Raw genomic sequence first — 18,694 nt, forward strand, 5'->3', positions numbered from 1 at the left:
AAAACCCTGGAGGGGTTCCCGAGTGGCCAAAGGGATCAGACTGTAAATCTGACGGCACTGCCTTCGATGGTTCGAATCCGTCCCCCTCCACCATACAACAGAAAGCCGACTCACTTGAGTCGGCTTTTTTGTATCTGAAACACGGTGTCATCAAACTTCGAGCCATCAAAGCTGCCGATGTGTGCATCGGCAGAAGGTCGGTTAAAACACTTCATTTACATGAAAGTAGAAAGTCCCGCCATGTTCGCCATACCCGATATCGGCGCGTACATTAACTTTGTCTTTAATCTTTAACCGCAGTCCTGTTCCGGCACTGGCCAGCGTCTTATCCCATAACCCAGACACATCTTCTGCGACCGTTCCCGCCGCCCCCCAGAACACCACTCCGACACGCCAGTAGACTGGCAAACGGTATTCCACCTGACCCATCATCATTTGATTGTCACGGTAACGACCCAGAATATAACCACGCATCGCATCGGCGCCACCTAAATCCGGTAATTGATTCCAGGGCACGTTACCCGACGTCAGATTCGCCTGAACTTGCCAGGCCAATAGCCCAGGTACGGGTGCCAGTGCGTGGTATTGAGACGCCTTAAGCGAGTACTTACCAAAGTTTTCAGAGTGAGTAGCGTCGTGGTAAAAGCCAAGATCGGCTTGCAGCAACGTCCCTTTCGAAGCGTTAGTGACGTTATCACGGGTATCGTAAACATTAGAAAGGAACACACCGTAACTGGTATTATCGGTCAGCTCCGAAGCCAGAGGCTCCGCACTCGGATCTTCAAACTCTTTGTCATGGGGACGCACCGATTTAACGTTACCACCCACACCAACAAAGTAATCTCCTTTAACCCGGGTTAACCACGTCGGCTTAATATCCAGCACCTGTTCTTTAAAATTGACCTTATTGTCATCTTGCTGGCCGTTGGCATAACCTCTACCGTAATAGACTGCAGCATCATCAAACAACTTCACATCAGTAAACACACGGTTGTCACCAGCGTTGTAAAAATGTTTATTGCTGAATGTGATTCCTATCGAACCATTGGTTGAGATGTAAGGATTAACCACCATAGATGAAGGTTGCCCGGCGCCCTCCTCAAGGTCGCCATACAGACCTACATACAATAATCCCACACCCAGGCCCTGCTCTGGCGTGTAGAACACCGCTGGTATGTAACTGGAGTTGAGACCTTTTTCAGGTTCATAGGCTTGCTCGGCACCAAAAACACCGAGCACGTTGTCCAGTGTTTCTGTAGTGGAATTAGACGTTGCTTCAAACAGAGGGACGATGTCTTCCTTGGCATGAAGTGGCGAGGCAGCCGAGAGAGCGGCGGCAGCAATAAGGGCGATGTGAGTCAGTTGGTGTCGCATTGTGTGATAGTTAACAGCGAAAATGTGGGAAGAGATTATAAAGTAAAAACGATAGTTTATTGTGAATTATTCATCACCAATGTAAAAAAACGCAGCTTAACTAAGCTGCGTTTTTTGTCATCTGGTTCAAGGATTAACCCTGAATCCCTACGATTAGCCATGGTGCGTTAGCGACCGTCAGATCGCGTTCCAGGTGCCAGATGTCCTCGATGTCTTCTTCGATGTTTTCGATTGCATCGCGATAACGACCCGAGAATTGCAGACTTAACTGTGCCTTATTGGCGTCATAGTCCGCGCGAACAATCTCAGCATCCACATACATGACGTCGGTATGTTGTTCTCCTTCCAGTTTTGCACGTTCTGTGATCAGATCCTGCAGCAGGCTTGGTGATACATACTCTTCAATTGTATGAAGTTCATTATGGTTCCAGGCTCCCTGAAGGATACGATAATGCTCGCGCGCGCCGTTAACAAAAGCGGCCTGATCAAAACCTGGTGGATAGTTGTGAGGAACGTCGCTATGACCGGCTGAACCAAAACCGCCCGCCGTCGCACCCGGTTGTGGCTGCTCGAAGCTCTGAAAGTTTGATTGTTGCTGGTCAAACTGGCTGCGAGGATTGTTACCACCAAAGGCTGGCTGTTGGCGTTGCTGGTTCATACTGCCCTGCTTGGCGCCCAACATACCACGCATAAACTTGAAAATAACGAATGCAATCAAACCCAGGATAAGAATATCCATGAAGTTGATGCCTTCAAACGCGCCACCAAAGAACGCCGCAAGCAGACCACCGGCTAACAAACCACCAAGCAGGCCTCCCATCAGTCCTTTCTTAGTGCTGCCAGCTTTTGTCTGGTCTTGACGACTGATGGTATTCGTATTCTGTTGTTGTTGCTTCGGAGCTGGAGCGGTTTTAAAACTCTTTCCGAAAGATTTACCGCCGCCGAATTTTTTCGCTTCAGCTACCGGGTTCACCGCGACTGCGAGTACAAGCAGTGCGACGAAGGAAAATAAACGTTTCATTCTGGACCTTTAATTATATTGTTACGCTATGGCGTACCACGATACATGGACTACAACCTAGGATGAATCATATACCGAGCTTAGCATTAAGTGAATCGCTATGACGGTCCGACTTGTTTCAGGATATTGCACGTTTGTTACGGAACGTGGGTAACAACCTTTAATACGAGGTCGAACAAAGGCAATACAAGGCTTCATTAGTTGACGCTTAATCATCCCGCCACTAAAATAACGAACTGTGTTCAATTAACGATGCGCAACCATGGCCCGCAGAAACGATCATACTAGGGAAGAGCTTGTTGAGCTTACGCTCAGCACGGTAAAAGAGTACCTCAGTGAAAACTCACATCACACCCTTAGCCTTCGTAAGATCGCTACCCTTATCGGCTACGTTCCAAGCACATTGGTGAACGTTTTCGGCAGTTACAACTTACTGCTGTTGCATACCGTTGCTCGGACTCTGGACGAGTTGTCACTAGAAGCAAAGCAAGTGGTCGATGAAGCAGATAACGTTGAGCAAGCGCTGTATGGTCTGGCAGCATGCTATCACGACTTTGCCAAAAAGAACCCTTATCGATGGCAGTTAATATTTGAACACAACATGAATGGCGACACGCTGCCAGAATGGCAGTCTCAGCGCATTGATGGTATGACTGGCATGCTGGAAAGTTTGTTGGCGGTTTATAAGCCCGAAAAATCGCACTCGGAAGTTTTGCGAGCAAGTCGTGTTCTGTGGGCGGGTGTACACGGAATCACTCTTCTGAGTGTGGACGATAAATTTTTTGCCTCAGAGCCCATTGATGGTGACGAGCTGATCAAAGATCTTATCTCGAAGTATTTACAGAGCTGGTAATCAAAAGGAAAGGTAATGCCGCACACCAAATCTGCGTCCTTGATGTCTCAAAGACGCTTTCTGCCCTATTTTATTACTCAGTTTTTTGGCGCGTTTAACGACAACATTTTCAAGAACGTTTTATTGTTATTCGTCGCTTTTGCCGGTCCACAAGTGCTGCCGGTATCGAGCAACCTATTTATTAACCTGGCAGCAGGTCTGTTCATTCTACCATTTTTCCTATTCTCAGCCTCTGCCGGTGTTCTGGCAGATAAATACGAGAAGTCCTGGTTTATCCGTAAAGTGAAGATCGTGGAAATCGGCATAATGTGCCTCGGCGCAATCGGCTTTATCGCCGAAAGCTACGGCATTTTGTTGCTACTGTTATTTCTGATGGGAACCCAGTCTGCTTTCTTTGGCCCGGTCAAATATGCTCTGCTGCCTCAACAACTAAAGCCCAATGAATTACTGTCTGGCAACGCGCTGGTCGAAACGGGCACTTTTTTGGCCATACTTCTTGGCACTTTGGGAGCCGGCATTATTGCCTCAGCGGAAAACGCGAAAATCGTCGCCGCCGCCTGCGTGGTGATCTTTGCAGTGGCAGGTTATGTGTCCAGCCGCTCTATCCCAGAGGCACCAGCGGCAGCACCGGATCTTAAATTCCGCTGGCAACCAATCAAGCAAACCAAAGAAACCCTTAAAATCGCTCATCAGGATCGCGTTGTCTTTCAATGTATTATGGCCATCAGCTGGTTCTGGTTCCTGGGCGCGGCTTATCTGACACAGTTCCCTAACTTCACAAAAATTCATCTGATGGGTAACGAAGCCGCTGTGTCGTTTCTTTTGGCTCTGTTCTCTGTGGGTATCGCGGCAGGTTCGATGCTGTGTGACAAGATGTCCAAGAATCGTATCGACATTGGCATTGTGCCGATTGGCAGCATCGGGATTACGGTCTTTGGCGCTCTGATGGCGCTAGCCGTGCCAGAAAGCCTACCTCCATTTGAATCTTTCAGTGAGTTTCTGGCACATAAAGCATTGTGGCCAGTGTTTGGTTACCTTCTGGCTCTTGGGGCATCTGGCGGGCTGTTTATCGTGCCTTTGTATGCCTTAATGCAGCAACGAGCTAAAGAAACTGAACGTGCCCGAGTCATTGCAGCACTCAACATTTATAACTCACTGTTTATGGTTGGTAGCGCGGTATTGGGCATTGTGTGCCTATCTGTGCTCAACCTGTCGATCGTTGAGCTATTCCTGATACTGGCTGCTCTTAACTTTTTGAAGGCCGCCTATCTTTTCCTTCAAGCGCCGATTTTTGTGGTCCGTTTTCTGGTCTGGATCATGACCAATGTAATGTATCGCATCACACATAAAAACCTGCACCACCTGCCGCAACAGGGCGGTGCTCTGATTGTCTGCAATCACGTTAGCTACATGGATGCGCTGGTACTTAGTGCCGCAAGCCCACGCCTGATTCGCTTTGTGATGGAGGAAGATTACGCCAATTTCAGGCCCGTTCGTCGCTTCCTAAAACGCGCGGGCGTGATACCCATTTCCGCAAAACGTAAGGGCTCTATTCGACGTGCGTTTGGAGATATTGAACATGCATTGTCACGTGGTGAAATAGTATGTATTTTCCCCGAGGGAAGATTAACCGCCGATGGTGAGATGAATGAGTTTATGCGTGGCATTGATATTGTGCTTAAACGCTCCCCCGTTCCTGTCATTCCAATGGCGCTTAAGGGGCTGTGGGGCAGCTACTTCAGCCGTCACAAAGGACGTGCCTGTAGAGGGTTTCCGACACGATTCAGAGCTAGACTGGAGCTTGAAGCAGGTACACCGGTCCCACCTGAAAACGCCTCCAGTCAGGCCATGTTTGACAAGGTGGCGGAACTTCGCGGTGACTACCGTTAAAAGGCCGCGACAGACGTTAAGGTTTTCTGAACGCCTGTTAAATAATTTTAGGTTTTGTTGACCAATATAAGTGAATACAATACCTGTAGCTGGCGAGAATGGGTTCTCGCCTTTTTGTTAAAGGACCCTCATGCTTAACCAGTTACGCGCATACCCTCTGTTTTTTGTTGCTATCCTAGTGTGCCTTACCCCGTGGGTTTCGTCTCCCGTTGCGCTGATTCTGGGCTTTTTGCTGACCACATTCAGTCTGGTGCCTACATCCCTGCCTCTGGCAAAGTTCACCAAAAAGCTGCTCGCTTATTCTATTGTAGGGCTGGGATTCGGCATTCAGCTCGATCAGGCTATGCAAGCCACGAGCGAAGGTATCGGTATTATCATTGCGACCATTCTCGGCACTCTGGTCATTGGCTGGTTCTTAGCTCGTCGTATGGGACTGGATAAACAAACGGGTTACCTGATCTCTTCCGGTACCGCGATATGTGGTGGCAGTGCCATCGCCGCCGTGGCGCCCGCTATCAATGCGGATGATGAAAAAATTGCTATCGCCCTGGCCACGGTATTTGTCCTCAACTCCGTCGCACTGTTTGTATTTCCGGTCATTGGCCATGCCCTCAGCCTGGATCAACACACCTTTGGCACCTGGACTGCCATTGCGATTCACGATACCTCTTCCGTTGTCGGCGCGGCATCGGCCTATGGTGAAGAAGCTCTGACCACCGCGACCACACTGAAGTTAGCACGAGCCCTGTGGATCATCCCGGTGGCACTCATCAGTGCAGTCATCTTCAGCAATAAGCAAAATAAGATAACCATCCCTTACTTTATCCTTTTTTACTGCATCGCTATTCTCGTAAGTGACTACTTACCTCAGTTTGAATTGGTATATCAAGGTGTATTTGAACTGTCGAAAAGATTGTTGGTGGTATGTCTGTTTTTGATTGGCTGCAGCATTTCCATTGAGAAGCTCAAGCAAGCCGGCAGTAAACCGATGCTGTTTGGTGTGACTATGTGGTTGTTGATCTCGTCGACTTCTCTAGCTTGGTTGCTGGCTTAGAGTCAGCTACGCGCCTCTTTTGGGCTCCAACCTCTTTTCCCTGCTTTACCTGGTAAAACAGCACTAGTGTGAGCAGAAACGCCGTGAGCTCAGCAAGAGCTCTGGTAAGGCCTTCTGTAGAAAATGCCAGAGCAAGCTGCAGTGCGATCGCGATAACCAGTAATTTATTCATTCCGAAACTCACCTTAATTCCCTGTTGAGTATTATGGTGAGCCCGAGCAGCATTGAAAATTCAGTTTTGGACTATGAAATAACTACATAATTGGACTGATGGGATGCCAGCCACTTTTTAACCTGAGCACGAGACACCTTGATCCCCGACTGACTCAGGCTTTCAGGTATTAAAAAGTACGCTACCGGACATTTGAACTTCGCCAGCGATGACGTCAGGGCAAGGTTCATCTCAGCAACCTTCGGTGTCTGATCACTCTGCACCACCGCAACGCAGCGCGCACCAAACTCCTCATCTTCAACAGCGACAACGATACTCTGAGAAAGATTGGGCAGTGCATTTAACGCAGCTTCAACCTCTTCACAGTGAACATTTTCTCCACCAGAGATGAACAAGTTATCGGCTCGCCCAATGACACGCAGTTCCTCGCCAACCCACTCTCCCAGATCTTTGGTATCAAACCAGTCATGAGTCAGCACAATGGGCTTCAGTTCACCTTGCCAGTAATAGCCCTTTGCCAGTGTGTCGCCGGCCACCAAAATATGGCTTCCCTGTAACTTAACCTTGCGGCCGGGTAAAACTCTGCCTGAAGAAGGAATGTCGTCCACCCGTTTCGCTGTCACTGTCGATGCGGTTTCGGTCATGCCGTAACCCAGCCAAGTTTCAATATTGCGCTCCCGCGCTCTTGTAATCAGCGCACTAGGAATGTGGCTACCGCCAAGCAATACCCTTTTTAAATCGGTCGGCCAACGATTATCCACAATGCGTTTCAGTTGCGTGGCAACCAGAGAAGCGTGACTCACCCCTGCAATGTCTGATGCAAAATCCCCTGTGGCAATAGTCAGAGTGGCCCCAACACTTAACCAGCGCCAGACAATAGCCAGGCCCGAAACATGGTACATCGGCAAGCTTAACAGCCAGCTGTCACCTTTTACAAACCGGAACTTTTCCAAAAGCCCGTGTGCCGATGCTAAATGCTGAGCAGCACTGTGAACCACCGCTTTAGGGTGACCCGTTGAACCAGACGTAAAGATGATCGATGCGATGTTTTCTACCTTTGAAGGGGCAGGGAGAGTCAGTGCACGACCTCGTGCTAATGAGACTGGGCCTGAATCGAGTCTATGAACGCTGGCATCCCGGCAATCCCAGAGCCAGGCGTTCTCGTCAGGCAAATACAGTGCAGCTAGCTTGATGGCCAACTGTTGCTCTGGCTGTTCAGCGATAATGGCAGGTCTCAGACCAAAAGAAAGGCAGGCTAAGTAAGCAAAGACTAACTTGCGCTCGGCTCTGCCCATGAGGCAAATCACCTGACCGGGAGTCAGTCCCGAGCATTGCAGCGTAGATTGCAAGCTGTCAATCTCGTGCACAACTTGCGCCCATGTCCAAGACTGTTCTGCGGTTACCAGAGCGATATCATCAGGAGCATAGGTTGCCCAATGCTCCCATAACCTAAAGTCTGTCACCGGTTATACGTCCGTGGCAGGAGCCTGCCAATACAGCGTCTGATGGCTCAGTCTTTCGACGGGCAACAGACAACCTGGCCACGGCGTTTCCAGTTGAGCACCAAAGAGTTGCATGGTATCTAGGCCCGGCGTTTCATCTGGCACCTGCCACTTGGCAAATCGAGCAAGTTGCCCAAGACCAATACTGGTTTCTAAACTGGAACTGATGATCACCTGAATCGCCTGACTCTTAGCCTCTTCAATAAGTCGAATGCATTTTTCGAAGCTGCCGACCAGCGTCGGTTTGATAATCAGTGCTTTTACACCAGTTAACTCTTTCACCGCAAAGTCTGGTTCTTTGATGGCTGCCTGAAGGGTTTCATCCCAGGCAATCGCTATCCCGGTATCAATGGCAAATGACACGCTGTCACCGGGAGATTGGCAAGGCTCTTCGATGAAGGCAATACGCTGTCTGAGTGAAGGTGATATGTATTTAGCAAACTGTTTAGCTTTGTCCAAAGTCCATGCCCGATTGGCGTCGAGTCTCAACGTCAGATCCGGGATAGATTCCAGAAACAGGCTCACCAACATGCCATCACGAATCGCTTCATAAAGCCCCACTTTGACCTTAGCCACTTTTTTGCCTTGCATATTATTTAGGATTGGGATGAGCTCATCCGGATCACCGCTGCAAAGAGGGGCTGCTCGATAATTTCCTTCCTGTGGCAAGGAGTGAGTGAGTTCCATCAGTGCGGCAGAAATTCCGAACGCCACTGACGGTGAACAAGTATCGAGGTCGATGGATTGTCCATGTACCCATTGTTCTAGCTGGCTCTGAGCTTCAATACCCGCTTGTTCAAGCGTTTCGGTACTGAAACCAGGTAATGGCGAGATTTCGCCTAATGCTTTGTTTCCGTTTTCCGTGAGTTCAATGATCCAGCCGTCGCGCTGGCTGAGCTTTTGCTCTCTGAGGATAACACCACTGTCCATCGGCAGACTGTAGCGGTAGAGTTTTGCTTTTCTCATTGTAGAGTCCCGCTTCATAAGAAGTCCACGTTGCCACGATACAACGAATTGAGATTGGCAACGTTGAATACACCGTAGTTAGGCCACGCTTTCAAGCAAGAGTTCCAACACAAAATGAGACAAATGTATCGAAATGTGGCCTAGCGCTTACCACTCTCTGAACAAAAAAGTTCAGAGAGTTGCAGCTTAAGGGTTTCTTGGGAACTTGTTGAAGTCCGGACGGCGTTTTTCATTGAAAGCGTTGCGGCCTTCCTGACCTTCGTCAGTCATGTAGAACATCATCGTCGCATTGCCAGCCAGTTCCTGCAGACCTGCCTGACCATCACAGTCAGCATTCAAAGCAGCTTTAAGACAACGCAGCGCCATAGGACTGTGCTGCAACACTTCACGACACCAACGTACCGTCTCTTTCTCCAGATCTTCAAGAGGTACCACGGTATTGACCAGCCCCATATCAAGGGCCTCTTGCGCATCGTAGAATCGGCATAGGAACCAGATTTCACGGGCTTTCTTTTGACCAACGATACGAGCCATGTATGACGCACCCCAGCCACCATCAAACGACCCCACTTTAGGACCTGTTTGGCCAAACTGAGCATTCTCTGCGGCAATCGTCAGGTCACACATCATGTGCAGTACATGACCACCACCAACAGCCCAACCGGCAACAGATGCAATAACGGGCTTAGGACAAGTACGGATCTGGCGCTGGAAGTCCAGTACATTCAGGTGGTGAGTACCAGAGTCATCCTGATAACCGCCATAATCACCGCGCACGCTTTGGTCACCACCAGAGCAGAAGGCTTTTTCACCCAAGCCGGTAAGGATAATCACACCAACACCTTCGTCGTAGCGTGCATCGGCCAGAGCCTTGATCATTTCATTGACCGTTCTCGGCGTAAACGCGTTGTGAACCTGTGGGCGTGCGATGGTAATTTTCGCAATACCATCGTCAGACTTGTGATATGTGATCTCTTCAAACTCACCAGTGACATCTGTCCAATTCACTGCTGCGTAGAGTTCTTCTTCTGTTAATCCAACCGTTTTTGCCATGATCTATTCCAATTGTTCTATCGGGTGTTGCCACCCGTTTGTTCTAGATAAGTAAGCAATACAGAAGCGTATGCCTCTGGTTGCTCTTTATGTACGTTGTGACCCGCCCCTTCGACCACCTTATGATTAAGGCCACTCGATTGAGCAAGCTTGGTAAATTTAGTGTCGTGCTCGCCGCTGATATAGAGCGGAAGATTGCCAGCGGGAAACCGCAATGCACTCACCTCGGGCAACAAATAAGGCTGATGCCCCAAGGACGTCGCCATGAGCATATCGCTGAGCGCGCAACCTAGGTTAACACTGCGCTTTGCTATCAAAAGTTGTCTTTGCTCATGGTTTAACGAAGAAAATACCGGTTGACGGTACCAATCGCCCAAAACGTCAACAATAGGCTCCGAGTTGAAACGTTTGGCCCAACGACGGTCACTCTCCAACCTCAGTTCCCTATCCTTCTGGCGCTGTAAACCAAAATTGCCCCCTTCTATGATCAAGCCCTGACCATTTAATCGAGGCAGTCCACTCTGAATGCTGGTGTATTCCGTCAAAAAGTACATCAATAACCGGGCACCTAGTGAATATCCGACAAAGCAAACTGGGGTATCCGGGCGCAAGCCTTGAATATTAATACAATCTAATATTGTCGTGTGGATCAATCTGCAGCTAGAAGCAAAACTTGTGCTTCGGATCGCTTTACTGGCTCCATGGCCGGGCAATTCTACGTATAACTGATTCCGGTTTTTCAGGTAAGGCTGGAGGGGCTGCCAGTCGTCTGCCGCTCCCAGAAAACCGTGAACAAACACCAAAAGAGACGGGGATGCCTCCTCGGAATCCATCGCGGGCTGATAATGACTATTCAGCATCGAGAGTAACGGCAGTTATCGCACTACCCAGTTGTCGAATCATGGTCGTGACGTCTTGCGCAGGCGTTCTCACCTCGATGAGCAAGGTCCCCTTACCTGCCTTCAGATGTGCTGACAACTGAGATTGCAGCTGCTCTGCCGTCTCCGGGTTCACATAATGCAGCCCAAACTGCGCTGCGGCGTGTTCAAAATGATAACCGTGAGGCATTTGATAGCACTGCTGTTTTTGCTGCTGAGGCACCGGCAACATATCGAAAATGGCACCGCCATCGTTATTGGCCACCACAATGACACACGGCGCCTGGGTATGGGTGAACAGCGCCAGAGAATTGAGATCGTAAAGAAGCGAAGTGTCACCGAGATATAACACCGTTGAGCGCTGGTTACCACGCTGAACGCCACTTGCCGTCGCCACCAGCCCATCAATACCGGAGGCACCACGATTGCTGAAAGTGTTCATGCCGCTGGCATTGGAGATCATGTCGGCCAAACGCACAATCAAACTGTTACCCAGAAATAGATTGGTGTCAGCAGGCAACTCGTTTAGGGTTTGGGCAATATCAAATTCTGAGAGGCAGTCTCGCTGCGGTAAACAGTCGATGACTTTCTGAGACCACTGAGTGAGTGCATTGCCCCAGCCATCATGTTGACTAATGGCTTTTGCCGCCAGTGCTTGCTGCAACCATCGCTCTACCTTAACCTGACAGTGAGTCAGCGACAGGTGATCAGGGTTCAGCCGTTCAAGTTGTTCGGTGAGCAACAGGTAGCGACAATTTGGACTCACCTGTTTTTTCAACCAGGCATTCAACCGTTTCGATACCAGTCTGGCTTCAACCTGTAAGACAAAGTTAGCTTGCGACAGAGTATCCGACGCAATAGAGTTTTGAAGCCAGATATCGTAGTGCTGCCAGTCACCACCCAATCCCGTTTGTGGATCGAGCAAGACGGGCCAGCCCAGCTTCTCGGCTAATGCCTTTGCCCGCTGAGCGACAGTAAGGTTTGTATTGCCGACCACAATGACCCCTTTTTTCTCTCCCAGCGCCAGAGAATCAATCATAGATTGATAGTCAGCGTCAGCCTGAAGGTAGTGATTGACGTATACGGACTGACTTTGCTGCCAGTCGGCAACAGAGCGCAGATACTCGGCATACGGCGATTTATCTTCACCACCATAAAGTGGTTCTGGAAACGGGCAATTAACATGAATGGCCCCGCCACTTTGTCTGCAATGGGCAAACGCCTGATCGATGGTGGTCAGCAACCAACTGAGCGGAATTTGCGTGGTAGGCGAAGGTAAATTCACCGTCTGCGTCACGTGCTGCGAAAAGAGACCATTCTGAGCTATGGCCTGATTTGCTCCGCAACCCACCAGCTCGACTGGGCGATCTGAGGTTAGCAGGATCAGCTTCTCTTTGGTTAAGGCCGTTTCGGCCACCGCTGGCAACAAATTTGCGACGGCCGTTCCCGATGTCACAATTACCGCCACCGCAGAGTCGGAAGATTTTGCCAGTCCCAGAGCTAAAAACCCCAGGCCTCGTTCATCAAAATGAGTATGTATCGTCAACGCAGGGTGAGCGACAGCTTCAAGAGTAAGTGGAGTCGAACGTGAGCCAGGGGCAATACAAACATGACGTACTCCCTGACGATAGAGTTCTTCTATCAGTGTTTCAGTCCAGACTCGATTTAGTGCGGCTTGGTTTGACATTATGACGCCACACCAAAAGAAGGTTGTTCCGCGATCAGGCTCAGCAGCGTCGACATTTTCTTATCCAGCTCCTGCCATTCATGCTCTGCAATCGAGCCGGGCACAATACCTGCGCCAGCGAACAGCTGCAGCTCATCTTTGAGCAATAGTGCACTGCGTATAGCCACGCAGAATTCGGCGCGATCATGACTCAAATAACCAACAGATCCTGCATACCAACCTCTGGCGAAGGGTTCATTGGCCTGAATGTATTCCAGCGCCTCGGCACGGGGGAGCCCCGCTACGGCAGCCGTAGGTTGCAGGGCTTGCAACAGTTGCACCCCGTTCACACCCTTCTTCAGTTGCGCCATGATATTTTTCTTCAGGTGCTGGACTTTTCTCAGTCGGACCAGGCGCAGTTCACTTTCCAGATGCACCTGCTCTGAATGTGGCATCAGACTTTGTAAAATATCATCCACCACATACTGATTTTCATTGATGTTTTTCTTATCCTGAGTCAGCCAGTTGGCCAACTCCATGTCCTGAGCGGCGTTGGAACCGCGCCCGATAGTTCCTGCCAGAGCCTCGGTTTCCAACTCTTGTCCCACTCTGCGATAGAGTCGCTCAGGTGTCGAGCCGACAAAAGCCAAGCTTGGCGACAACGCCATTAAGAAGTGAAAACTATGATGATTTTCACGATAACTGGCCTTCAGCAATTGAGCAGGAGAAATGGAATGCTTGAGGTCGATGGCCGTTTTTCGCGCCAGCACCACTTTCTTAAACTTGTTCTGTTCAATGCCGGTGAGCACATCTTCGACCAGATGACTCCATTGCGCTTTATCGGGTGTGTGATCAAGCGATAAAATGGCGGTCGATAACGGCGGCAATTCTGTTGTGTCCACTACCAATTGCTTCAACGCTTTGATGGTCACATCGACACTCATACCGATGTTTACTGCCAGACGCCAGCCTGAATCGTATCGAATCAACTCAATTTGCGGCAGGAAAAAGAACGCCGACATACAGCGCCGGTTTTTATCGGAATGGCCATCAAACGAGCGGCCACCCCAGATTCGTTGACGATCGCCTAAGATAGTGTAAGCCGGTGCCGGCTCAGAAAACGTATGCAACTGACCAAGCGCCACAACTTCTTCACGCGTATCCCTCGATTGCCAATAGAATTTTGGAAAATGAGGTTGCGAGTCCAGCCAGTCAATACAATGGGTTTTGGGTGCACCATGTAGATCCTGCTCTAGTCGCTTGGTACCTTGCGGCACACGCTCTAGCTGTTCAAGAAGCTGGGTAATCGCTTTTGTTAAATGAGACAAATCAACCTCAAAACTGTAACTTTTATTCTTATATACACGAGATACTCTATTGGTACCCACTACATAGATCAAGCAACACGAGCTTAAATTGATAGCTAAGTTATGTGTGCCGTTGCCACCATACTCATATCGCCACTTAATTTTTGACTTTCTTCAGATTTTTATTCTTTCAAAAGCCAATTTGGTGTAATTTAGTAAAGAAATATTTGCATTCTTAGGAATAATACAATGAAAAATATCGAGATGTCGTCAAAACTCGATAATGTCTGCTACGACATTAGGGGACCTGTGCTCAAACATGCTAAGCGCATGGAGGAAGAGGGGCATAAAATACTGAAACTCAATATTGGTAATCCCGCCCCGTTTGGCTTTGACGCTCCTGATGAAATTTTAGTCGATGTCATCAGGAATCTGCCCACATCTCAAGGTTATTGTGATTCCAAAGGAATATACTCCGCACGTAAAGCCGTGGTTCAACATTATCAACGTAAAGGCATTCGTAGCCTGGATGTGGAAGATGTCTACGTAGGCAATGGTGTGTCTGAGCTCATTGTAATGGCGATGCAAGCCTTGTTAAACAACGGCGATGAAATGTTAGTTCCCGCTCCTGATTATCCACTTTGGACAGCAGCGGTGTCATTGTCTGGCGGTAAACCGGTACACTACCTGTGTGATGAGCAAGCAGACTGGTATCCGGATCTGGATGATATCAAGAAAAAGATCACCCCAAAAACGCGGGGCATTGTGCTTATCAACCCGAATAACCCAACAGGCGCGGTGTACAGTCGAGACTTCCTGCTCGAAGTGATCGAGATTGCCCGTCAGCACAAGCTGATCATCTTCGCGGACGAGATTTACGACAAGGTTCTCTATGATGGAGCAACGCACACTTCTGTGGCGACTCTGACTGAAGATGTCCTGGTCGTTACCTTCAACGGACTATCAAAGTCATACCGCGTGTGTGGGTTCCGCGGTGGCTGGATGTTTATGACCGGCCCCAAAGAGTACGCGCAAGGCTATATCGCGGGTTTGGAAATGTTGGCCTCAATGCGACTATGCGCCAACGTCCCGATGCAGCATGCGATTCAAACCGCTCTGGGTGGTTATCAGAGTATCAACGAGCTGATCCTTCCTGGTGGTCGACTGCTAGAGCAAAGGGACAAAGCTTACGAACTGATTACCCAGATCCCGGGAATTTCCTGTGTTAAGCCAAAGGGGGCTATGTATCTGTTCCCTAAGATTGACACTAAGATGTACAACATCAAAGACGATCAGCGAATGGTGCTCGACTTTCTCAAACAGGAAAAAGTGTTATTGGTTCAGGGCACCGGATTCAACTGGCCAAAACCGGATCACTTCCGAATTGTAACCCTGCCTCACGTTGAAGATTTGGAAATGGCCATCGGCCGCTTTGAAAAGTTCTTATCAACATATAGTCAGTAACTCTTTCATATTACTGTAGTTAAGCCTATTCTTAATAAGCGCCGGGTAAGCAGGCCCGGCGCTCGAATTAAGGGATTAAGCAGTATGAAAGAAAGTCACTTCTTTGCACACCTTGCTCGGATGAAACTGATTCAGCGCTGGCCACTGATGCGCTCAGTCTCCACCGAGAACATCTCAGAGCACAGCCTTCAGGTGGCCTTCGTTGCCCACGCTCTGGCGATCATCAAGAACAAAAAGTTTGGCGGCAACGCCAACCCCGAACGCATCGCCATTCTGGCCATGTACCATGACACCAGTGAAGTGCTCACCGGCGATCTCCCTACCCCGGTTAAGTATTACAACCCTTACATTGCCAAAGAGTATAAAAAGATTGAAGCGGCCGCAGAACGTAAACTGCTGTCGATGGTACCGGAAGAATTTCAGGAAGACTTCAAGCCTTTTCTGATTTCAGAGTGCGCTTACCAGGAAGACACTGAAATCGTAAAACAAGCCGATTCCATTTGTGCTTACCTGAAATGTCTGGAAGAACTGAGTGCCGGAAACCATGAGTTCGCTCTGGCGAAAAAGCGCTTAGACCAAACTCTGCACGAGAAACAGACACCGGAGATGGAGTACTTCCTCCACACCTTTGCGCCGAGTTTTGAGCTTTCTCTCGATGAAATCAGTTAATCTGTGACCAGAATAAGGAGTCGCTATGCAGTTAGAGTCGATGCAGGTTTGGCAGGCCCGACACAGTGATGAACACAAACTGAGACGCAACGATCACCGTGACCCTTTTCAAAGGGATCGGGCGAGAATCCTCCATTCCGCCGCATTTCGCCGCCTGCAGGCTAAAACTCAGGTTCACGGAACCGGTGTGAACGACTTTCACCGAACCCGACTGACTCACTCTCTCGAAGCGGCACAAATCGGCTCTGGCATAGCCGCGCAACTCAAACAAAAACAGCCAGAACTTTACGATCTGCTTCCCTCGGATGCTCTGATTGAAGCGCTCTGCCTGGCTCACGATATTGGTCACCCTCCCTACGGACATGGTGGTGAAATTGCGCTTAACTACATGATGCGTGAATATGGTGGGTTTGAAGGCAATGCTCAAACGTTTCGTATTGTCACTCAACTCGAACCCTATACCGAGCATCACGGCATGAACTTAACCCGGCGTAGTCTGCTCGGGCTGCTAAAATATCCCGCTCCCATCAGCCAGACTCGTGCCGAAAAGCAACCACACCCGGTTGCCAGTCAACGACAGTTGAAAGCCAAAGACTGGACTCCGGCCAAAGGGGTTTACGACAAAGATTTGCCTCAGTTTGACTGGGTGCTGGCTGCACTGTCATCTCATGATAAACAGGCACTGCAGACCATGCGTAATACCCAGCGCCAACCACTTGAGCACAATAAAACCCGCTTCAAGTCTCTTGATTGTTCGATCATGGAACTGGCCGATGACATCGCCTACGGTGTCCATGACCTGGAGGATGCGATTGTTCTCGAACTGGTCGATAAAGATATGTGGCAGGCCAGCGCCGCCACACAATTGAAACAGCAAACGGATACCTGGCTCTCCGAGCACATAGATTCAATTACTCAATTGTTGTTCTCAGGTAAGCATTATGAGCGAAAAGACGCCATCGGAGGCATAGTGAATGCGCTACTGACCAGTATCGAAGTCAAAGCGGTACCGGATAGTCAGTTTGACAGTCCTTTGCTCCACTACAATGCCTATCTGGATAAAGACATGGCAGCCGTGCTCAAGATCTTAAAGCGTTTTGTCAGTGACTATGTGATCCAGGTGCCCAGAGTGCAGATTTTTGAGTACAAAGGGCAGCAAATCATCATGGATCTATTTGAGGCATTCAGTGCCGACCCTGAGCGTCTGTTGCCTGAGTCGACACGAAAGTTATGGCAGACCGCCAGCGGTCAACAAGATAATGGCATGCGGGTTATTGCCGATTATGTCTCTGCGATGACTGATGGTTACGCGCAAAAAATGCATCAGCAGTTATTTGCCGCCCATTCGGGCTACTGATCGTTGTCGGCTGACTTGGCTCCATAATTACGCTCAAACACGCCCGGCGGCATCTGCTGTATTTGAAACTCAATCATCTGATTGAAGGCCGTCAACAAGGCTTCAAACTCAACGTCAGGTTCACTCAACGTCAAAAGGTGATAACCGGCTTCTACCGTCGAAAGCGCGTTTGCAGACGGCGCCTTACGGATACGGTAATCCCCCTGTATATCCAGAGGCAACCGGACTAGCGCTAAGGCATGTAAGTTTTTGGATAACTTCCACATCTTGAAGGCTTTCTTCCAGGTGCCATCCAACAGAATCACCCTTAGCGCCTTATCGCCCTGAGCCTGCCGCACTTCGGTAACCTCTCTTGCTTCCTCACCAGGATAGAGTATGACCGTATGGTAACGCTCATCTTGCAACATGCCGTTTAGTTCATCATGGTGGGTAAAGTTTTCCCCGAGAAACAAATGGCTGTTGGGTAAGGACAGAGAGAGAATACGAGCGGTACCCAGAGGTTTGTTTTCTTCACTGGGGTGCTGCAATATGATCAATTGTGTGTCACAGTGAACAGGCTGAATCCACTGACAAACACATGCCGGCTTCGCTTTCAGGCATTTTGGACAATATCGAGACATGGATACTTCTTTCGTCATAAGGCTAACGCTGTTTTCTTTGCTTTGCACATTACTGCAATTGCCAGTACTTCAAACCATAGTCGAATGGGATAAATTGGCGATCTATTCGGGTCAATGGTGGCGGATAGTAACAGGAAATTTCTCCCATACCAACCTCGCTCATATGGCGATGAATCTGGCGGGACTGTGGGTGATCTGTTACCTATTCCGTCCAGCTGTTCGCTCGACATTATGGGTAATTGGTGTAAGCGCAACCTTCATCGGTCTCGCCCTGCTACTTACCAACATCACCCACTACCTTGGGCTCTCAGGGGTATTGCATGCCGTATTTGCATATTGGGCACTTAGCGAAGCGCTAGAGGGAAGAAAATCCAGTTGGCTGTTAGTGGCAGGCGTTGTCGGGAAAGTCGCATGGGAGGGCGTCTACGGAGCGTCAGAGGCTACATCACAACTCATCGAGGCCTCTGTTGCCACACAAGCCCACGCCGTTGGAATGGTCGTAGGCCTGTTAATGGCATTACTGCACTATGTGCGTAATCATCATTTACAACACAATTCGTGACCGGTTTTTCTCAACCGTTGCACTGCCAATACCCTTTACCTGAGTCAGCTCATCAATAGACTTAAACTCGCCGTGTTTATCCCGATACTCGACGATGTCTTTGGCTTTTTCCATTCCGACACCTTTGAGCAGTTCGGCCAGTTCTTCCGGATCCGCCTGATTGATGTTAACTGTAATTTCAATACCTTCCAGTTTATTAGCATCAGCCGCTTGCGTCATGGCAGCAGGCAAAAGTGCACATAGCATTAATAGCCCCAGTGACCATAGTTTTTTCATCATAGTTCCT

The 18,694-nt window shown here is 49.3% G+C and carries 18 protein-coding genes and 1 tRNA gene; 8 read left to right on the forward strand and 11 right to left on the reverse strand.

Annotated elements, in window-relative coordinates; genetic code table 11:
* The first annotated feature begins 8 nt into the window (after positions 1–8).
* Positions 9–93, forward strand: a tRNA-Tyr gene (locus C4S60_RS20405).
* A 108-nt stretch (positions 94–201) separates the two neighbouring features.
* Here C4S60_RS20405 and C4S60_RS20410 read toward each other — a convergent pair.
* A complete protein-coding gene (locus tag C4S60_RS20410; RefSeq protein WP_103882143.1) occupies positions 202–1,374 on the reverse strand; it encodes a BamA/TamA family outer membrane protein in 1,173 nt (390 codons plus the stop codon).
* 133 nt (positions 1,375–1,507) lie between these two features.
* Positions 1,508–2,395 (reverse strand): Tim44 domain-containing protein, encoded by an 888-nt coding sequence (locus C4S60_RS20415; protein WP_103882144.1) that lies wholly within the window; start codon positions 2,393–2,395, stop codon positions 1,508–1,510.
* Between the two features lie 262 nt (positions 2,396–2,657).
* Here C4S60_RS20415 and C4S60_RS20420 point away from each other — a divergent pair, with 262 nt between their 5' ends.
* The 3 genes from C4S60_RS20420 (at position 2,658) to C4S60_RS20430 (ending at position 6,192) form a co-directional block, all read left to right on the forward strand.
* On the forward strand, positions 2,658–3,248 hold the full coding sequence (locus C4S60_RS20420) for a TetR/AcrR family transcriptional regulator (protein WP_103882145.1): 591 nt from the start codon (positions 2,658–2,660) through the stop codon (positions 3,246–3,248).
* A 15-nt stretch (positions 3,249–3,263) separates the two neighbouring features.
* Entirely contained in the window at positions 3,264–5,138 is a 1,875-nt protein-coding gene (locus C4S60_RS20425; RefSeq protein ID WP_103882146.1) for an MFS transporter, read from the forward strand.
* A gap of 130 nt (positions 5,139–5,268) precedes the next feature.
* Positions 5,269–6,192, forward strand: coding sequence for a YeiH family protein (locus C4S60_RS20430; protein WP_103882147.1), 924 nt, complete (start codon positions 5,269–5,271; stop codon positions 6,190–6,192).
* Here C4S60_RS20430 and C4S60_RS20435 read toward each other — a convergent pair.
* The 7 genes from C4S60_RS20435 to C4S60_RS20465 all read right to left on the reverse strand — a co-directional run bounded on the left by C4S60_RS20435 (position 6,143) and on the right by C4S60_RS20465 (position 13,757).
* Positions 6,143–6,364: a hypothetical protein gene (locus C4S60_RS20435; RefSeq protein ID WP_103882148.1), complete on the reverse strand. Its 222-nt coding sequence runs from the start codon at positions 6,362–6,364 to the stop codon at positions 6,143–6,145. The two genes, C4S60_RS20430 and C4S60_RS20435, sit on opposite strands and share 50 nt — an antisense overlap.
* Positions 6,365–6,435: 71 nt before the next feature.
* Complete coding sequence (gene menE / locus C4S60_RS20440; protein ID WP_103882149.1) at positions 6,436–7,827, reverse strand: o-succinylbenzoate--CoA ligase; 1,392 nt, start codon at positions 7,825–7,827, stop codon at positions 6,436–6,438.
* Positions 7,828–7,830: 3 nt separating this feature from the next.
* The gene (menC, locus tag C4S60_RS20445; RefSeq protein ID WP_103882150.1) at positions 7,831–8,832 is read right to left on the reverse strand and encodes an o-succinylbenzoate synthase; all 1,002 of its coding nucleotides are present in this window, start codon (positions 8,830–8,832) and stop codon (positions 7,831–7,833) included.
* Between the two features lie 186 nt (positions 8,833–9,018).
* The gene (gene menB / locus C4S60_RS20450; protein WP_103882151.1) at positions 9,019–9,885 is read right to left on the reverse strand and encodes a 1,4-dihydroxy-2-naphthoyl-CoA synthase; all 867 of its coding nucleotides are present in this window, start codon (positions 9,883–9,885) and stop codon (positions 9,019–9,021) included.
* 17 nt (positions 9,886–9,902) lie between these two features.
* Positions 9,903–10,745, reverse strand: a complete 843-nt coding sequence (gene menH, locus C4S60_RS20455) for a 2-succinyl-6-hydroxy-2,4-cyclohexadiene-1-carboxylate synthase (RefSeq protein ID WP_244183158.1) — start codon at positions 10,743–10,745, stop codon at positions 9,903–9,905.
* Entirely contained in the window at positions 10,735–12,450 is a 1,716-nt protein-coding gene (gene menD / locus C4S60_RS20460; RefSeq protein WP_425275149.1) for a 2-succinyl-5-enolpyruvyl-6-hydroxy-3-cyclohexene-1-carboxylic-acid synthase, read from the reverse strand. Before menD ends, menH begins: the two co-directional genes overlap by 11 nt.
* Positions 12,450–13,757 carry an isochorismate synthase gene (locus tag C4S60_RS20465; protein WP_103882180.1) on the reverse strand — a complete coding sequence of 436 codons (1,308 nt, stop codon included), beginning with the start codon at positions 13,755–13,757 and terminating at the stop codon, positions 12,450–12,452. Before C4S60_RS20465 ends, menD begins: the two co-directional genes overlap by 1 nt.
* 228 nt (positions 13,758–13,985) lie before the next feature.
* Here C4S60_RS20465 and C4S60_RS20470 point away from each other — a divergent pair, with 228 nt between their 5' ends.
* The 3 genes from C4S60_RS20470 (at position 13,986) to C4S60_RS20480 (ending at position 17,226) form a co-directional block, all read left to right on the forward strand.
* Positions 13,986–15,200, forward strand: coding sequence for a pyridoxal phosphate-dependent aminotransferase (locus C4S60_RS20470; RefSeq protein ID WP_103882153.1), 1,215 nt, complete (start codon positions 13,986–13,988; stop codon positions 15,198–15,200).
* A gap of 84 nt (positions 15,201–15,284) precedes the next feature.
* Positions 15,285–15,869, forward strand: a complete 585-nt coding sequence (gene yfbR / locus C4S60_RS20475) for a 5'-deoxynucleotidase (RefSeq protein WP_103882154.1) — start codon at positions 15,285–15,287, stop codon at positions 15,867–15,869.
* A 25-nt stretch (positions 15,870–15,894) separates the two neighbouring features.
* Complete coding sequence (locus tag C4S60_RS20480) at positions 15,895–17,226, forward strand: anti-phage deoxyguanosine triphosphatase (RefSeq protein ID WP_103882155.1); 1,332 nt, start codon at positions 15,895–15,897, stop codon at positions 17,224–17,226.
* Here C4S60_RS20480 and C4S60_RS20485 read toward each other — a convergent pair.
* On the reverse strand, positions 17,220–17,846 hold the full coding sequence (locus C4S60_RS20485; protein ID WP_103882156.1) for a tRNA-uridine aminocarboxypropyltransferase: 627 nt from the start codon (positions 17,844–17,846) through the stop codon (positions 17,220–17,222). The genes C4S60_RS20480 and C4S60_RS20485 overlap by 7 nt on opposite strands.
* Between C4S60_RS20485 and rrtA the strand changes: the two genes are divergently transcribed.
* A complete protein-coding gene (gene rrtA / locus C4S60_RS20490) occupies positions 17,845–18,408 on the forward strand; it encodes a rhombosortase (protein ID WP_103882157.1) in 564 nt (187 codons plus the stop codon). The two genes, C4S60_RS20485 and rrtA, sit on opposite strands and share 2 nt — an antisense overlap.
* Here the strand turns inward: rrtA and C4S60_RS20495 are convergent.
* A complete protein-coding gene (locus C4S60_RS20495) occupies positions 18,391–18,687 on the reverse strand; it encodes a ComEA family DNA-binding protein (protein ID WP_425275150.1) in 297 nt (98 codons plus the stop codon). The two genes, rrtA and C4S60_RS20495, sit on opposite strands and share 18 nt — an antisense overlap.
* Between the last annotated feature and the right edge of the window lie 7 nt (positions 18,688–18,694).

Source organism: Vibrio hangzhouensis (assembly GCF_900107935.1).
Taxonomy (GTDB): Bacteria; Pseudomonadota; Gammaproteobacteria; order Enterobacterales; family Vibrionaceae; genus Vibrio; species Vibrio hangzhouensis.

Coding starts and splice junctions, on each gene's coding strand:
- C4S60_RS20410 (WP_103882143.1), bottom strand. CDS start 1,374: ATGCGACACCAACTGACTCACATCGCCCTTATTGCTGCCGCCGCTCTC.
- menH (WP_244183158.1), bottom strand. CDS start 10,745: ATGCTGAATAGTCATTATCAGCCCGCGATGGATTCCGAGGAGGCATCC.
- C4S60_RS20480 (WP_103882155.1), top strand. CDS start 15,895: ATGCAGTTAGAGTCGATGCAGGTTTGGCAGGCCCGACACAGTGATGAA.
- rrtA (WP_103882157.1), top strand. CDS start 17,845: ATGGATACTTCTTTCGTCATAAGGCTAACGCTGTTTTCTTTGCTTTGC.
- menD (WP_425275149.1), bottom strand. CDS start 12,450: ATGTCAAACCAAGCCGCACTAAATCGAGTCTGGACTGAAACACTGATA.
- menB (WP_103882151.1), bottom strand. CDS start 9,885: ATGGCAAAAACGGTTGGATTAACAGAAGAAGAACTCTACGCAGCAGTG.
- C4S60_RS20430 (WP_103882147.1), top strand. CDS start 5,269: ATGCTTAACCAGTTACGCGCATACCCTCTGTTTTTTGTTGCTATCCTA.
- C4S60_RS20425 (WP_103882146.1), top strand. CDS start 3,264: ATGCCGCACACCAAATCTGCGTCCTTGATGTCTCAAAGACGCTTTCTG.
- yfbR (WP_103882154.1), top strand. CDS start 15,285: ATGAAAGAAAGTCACTTCTTTGCACACCTTGCTCGGATGAAACTGATT.
- C4S60_RS20470 (WP_103882153.1), top strand. CDS start 13,986: ATGAAAAATATCGAGATGTCGTCAAAACTCGATAATGTCTGCTACGAC.
- C4S60_RS20485 (WP_103882156.1), bottom strand. CDS start 17,846: ATGTCTCGATATTGTCCAAAATGCCTGAAAGCGAAGCCGGCATGTGTT.
- C4S60_RS20435 (WP_103882148.1), bottom strand. CDS start 6,364: ATGAATAAATTACTGGTTATCGCGATCGCACTGCAGCTTGCTCTGGCA.
- C4S60_RS20415 (WP_103882144.1), bottom strand. CDS start 2,395: ATGAAACGTTTATTTTCCTTCGTCGCACTGCTTGTACTCGCAGTCGCG.
- C4S60_RS20420 (WP_103882145.1), top strand. CDS start 2,658: ATGGCCCGCAGAAACGATCATACTAGGGAAGAGCTTGTTGAGCTTACG.
- menC (WP_103882150.1), bottom strand. CDS start 8,832: ATGAGAAAAGCAAAACTCTACCGCTACAGTCTGCCGATGGACAGTGGT.
- C4S60_RS20495 (WP_425275150.1), bottom strand. CDS start 18,687: ATGATGAAAAAACTATGGTCACTGGGGCTATTAATGCTATGTGCACTT.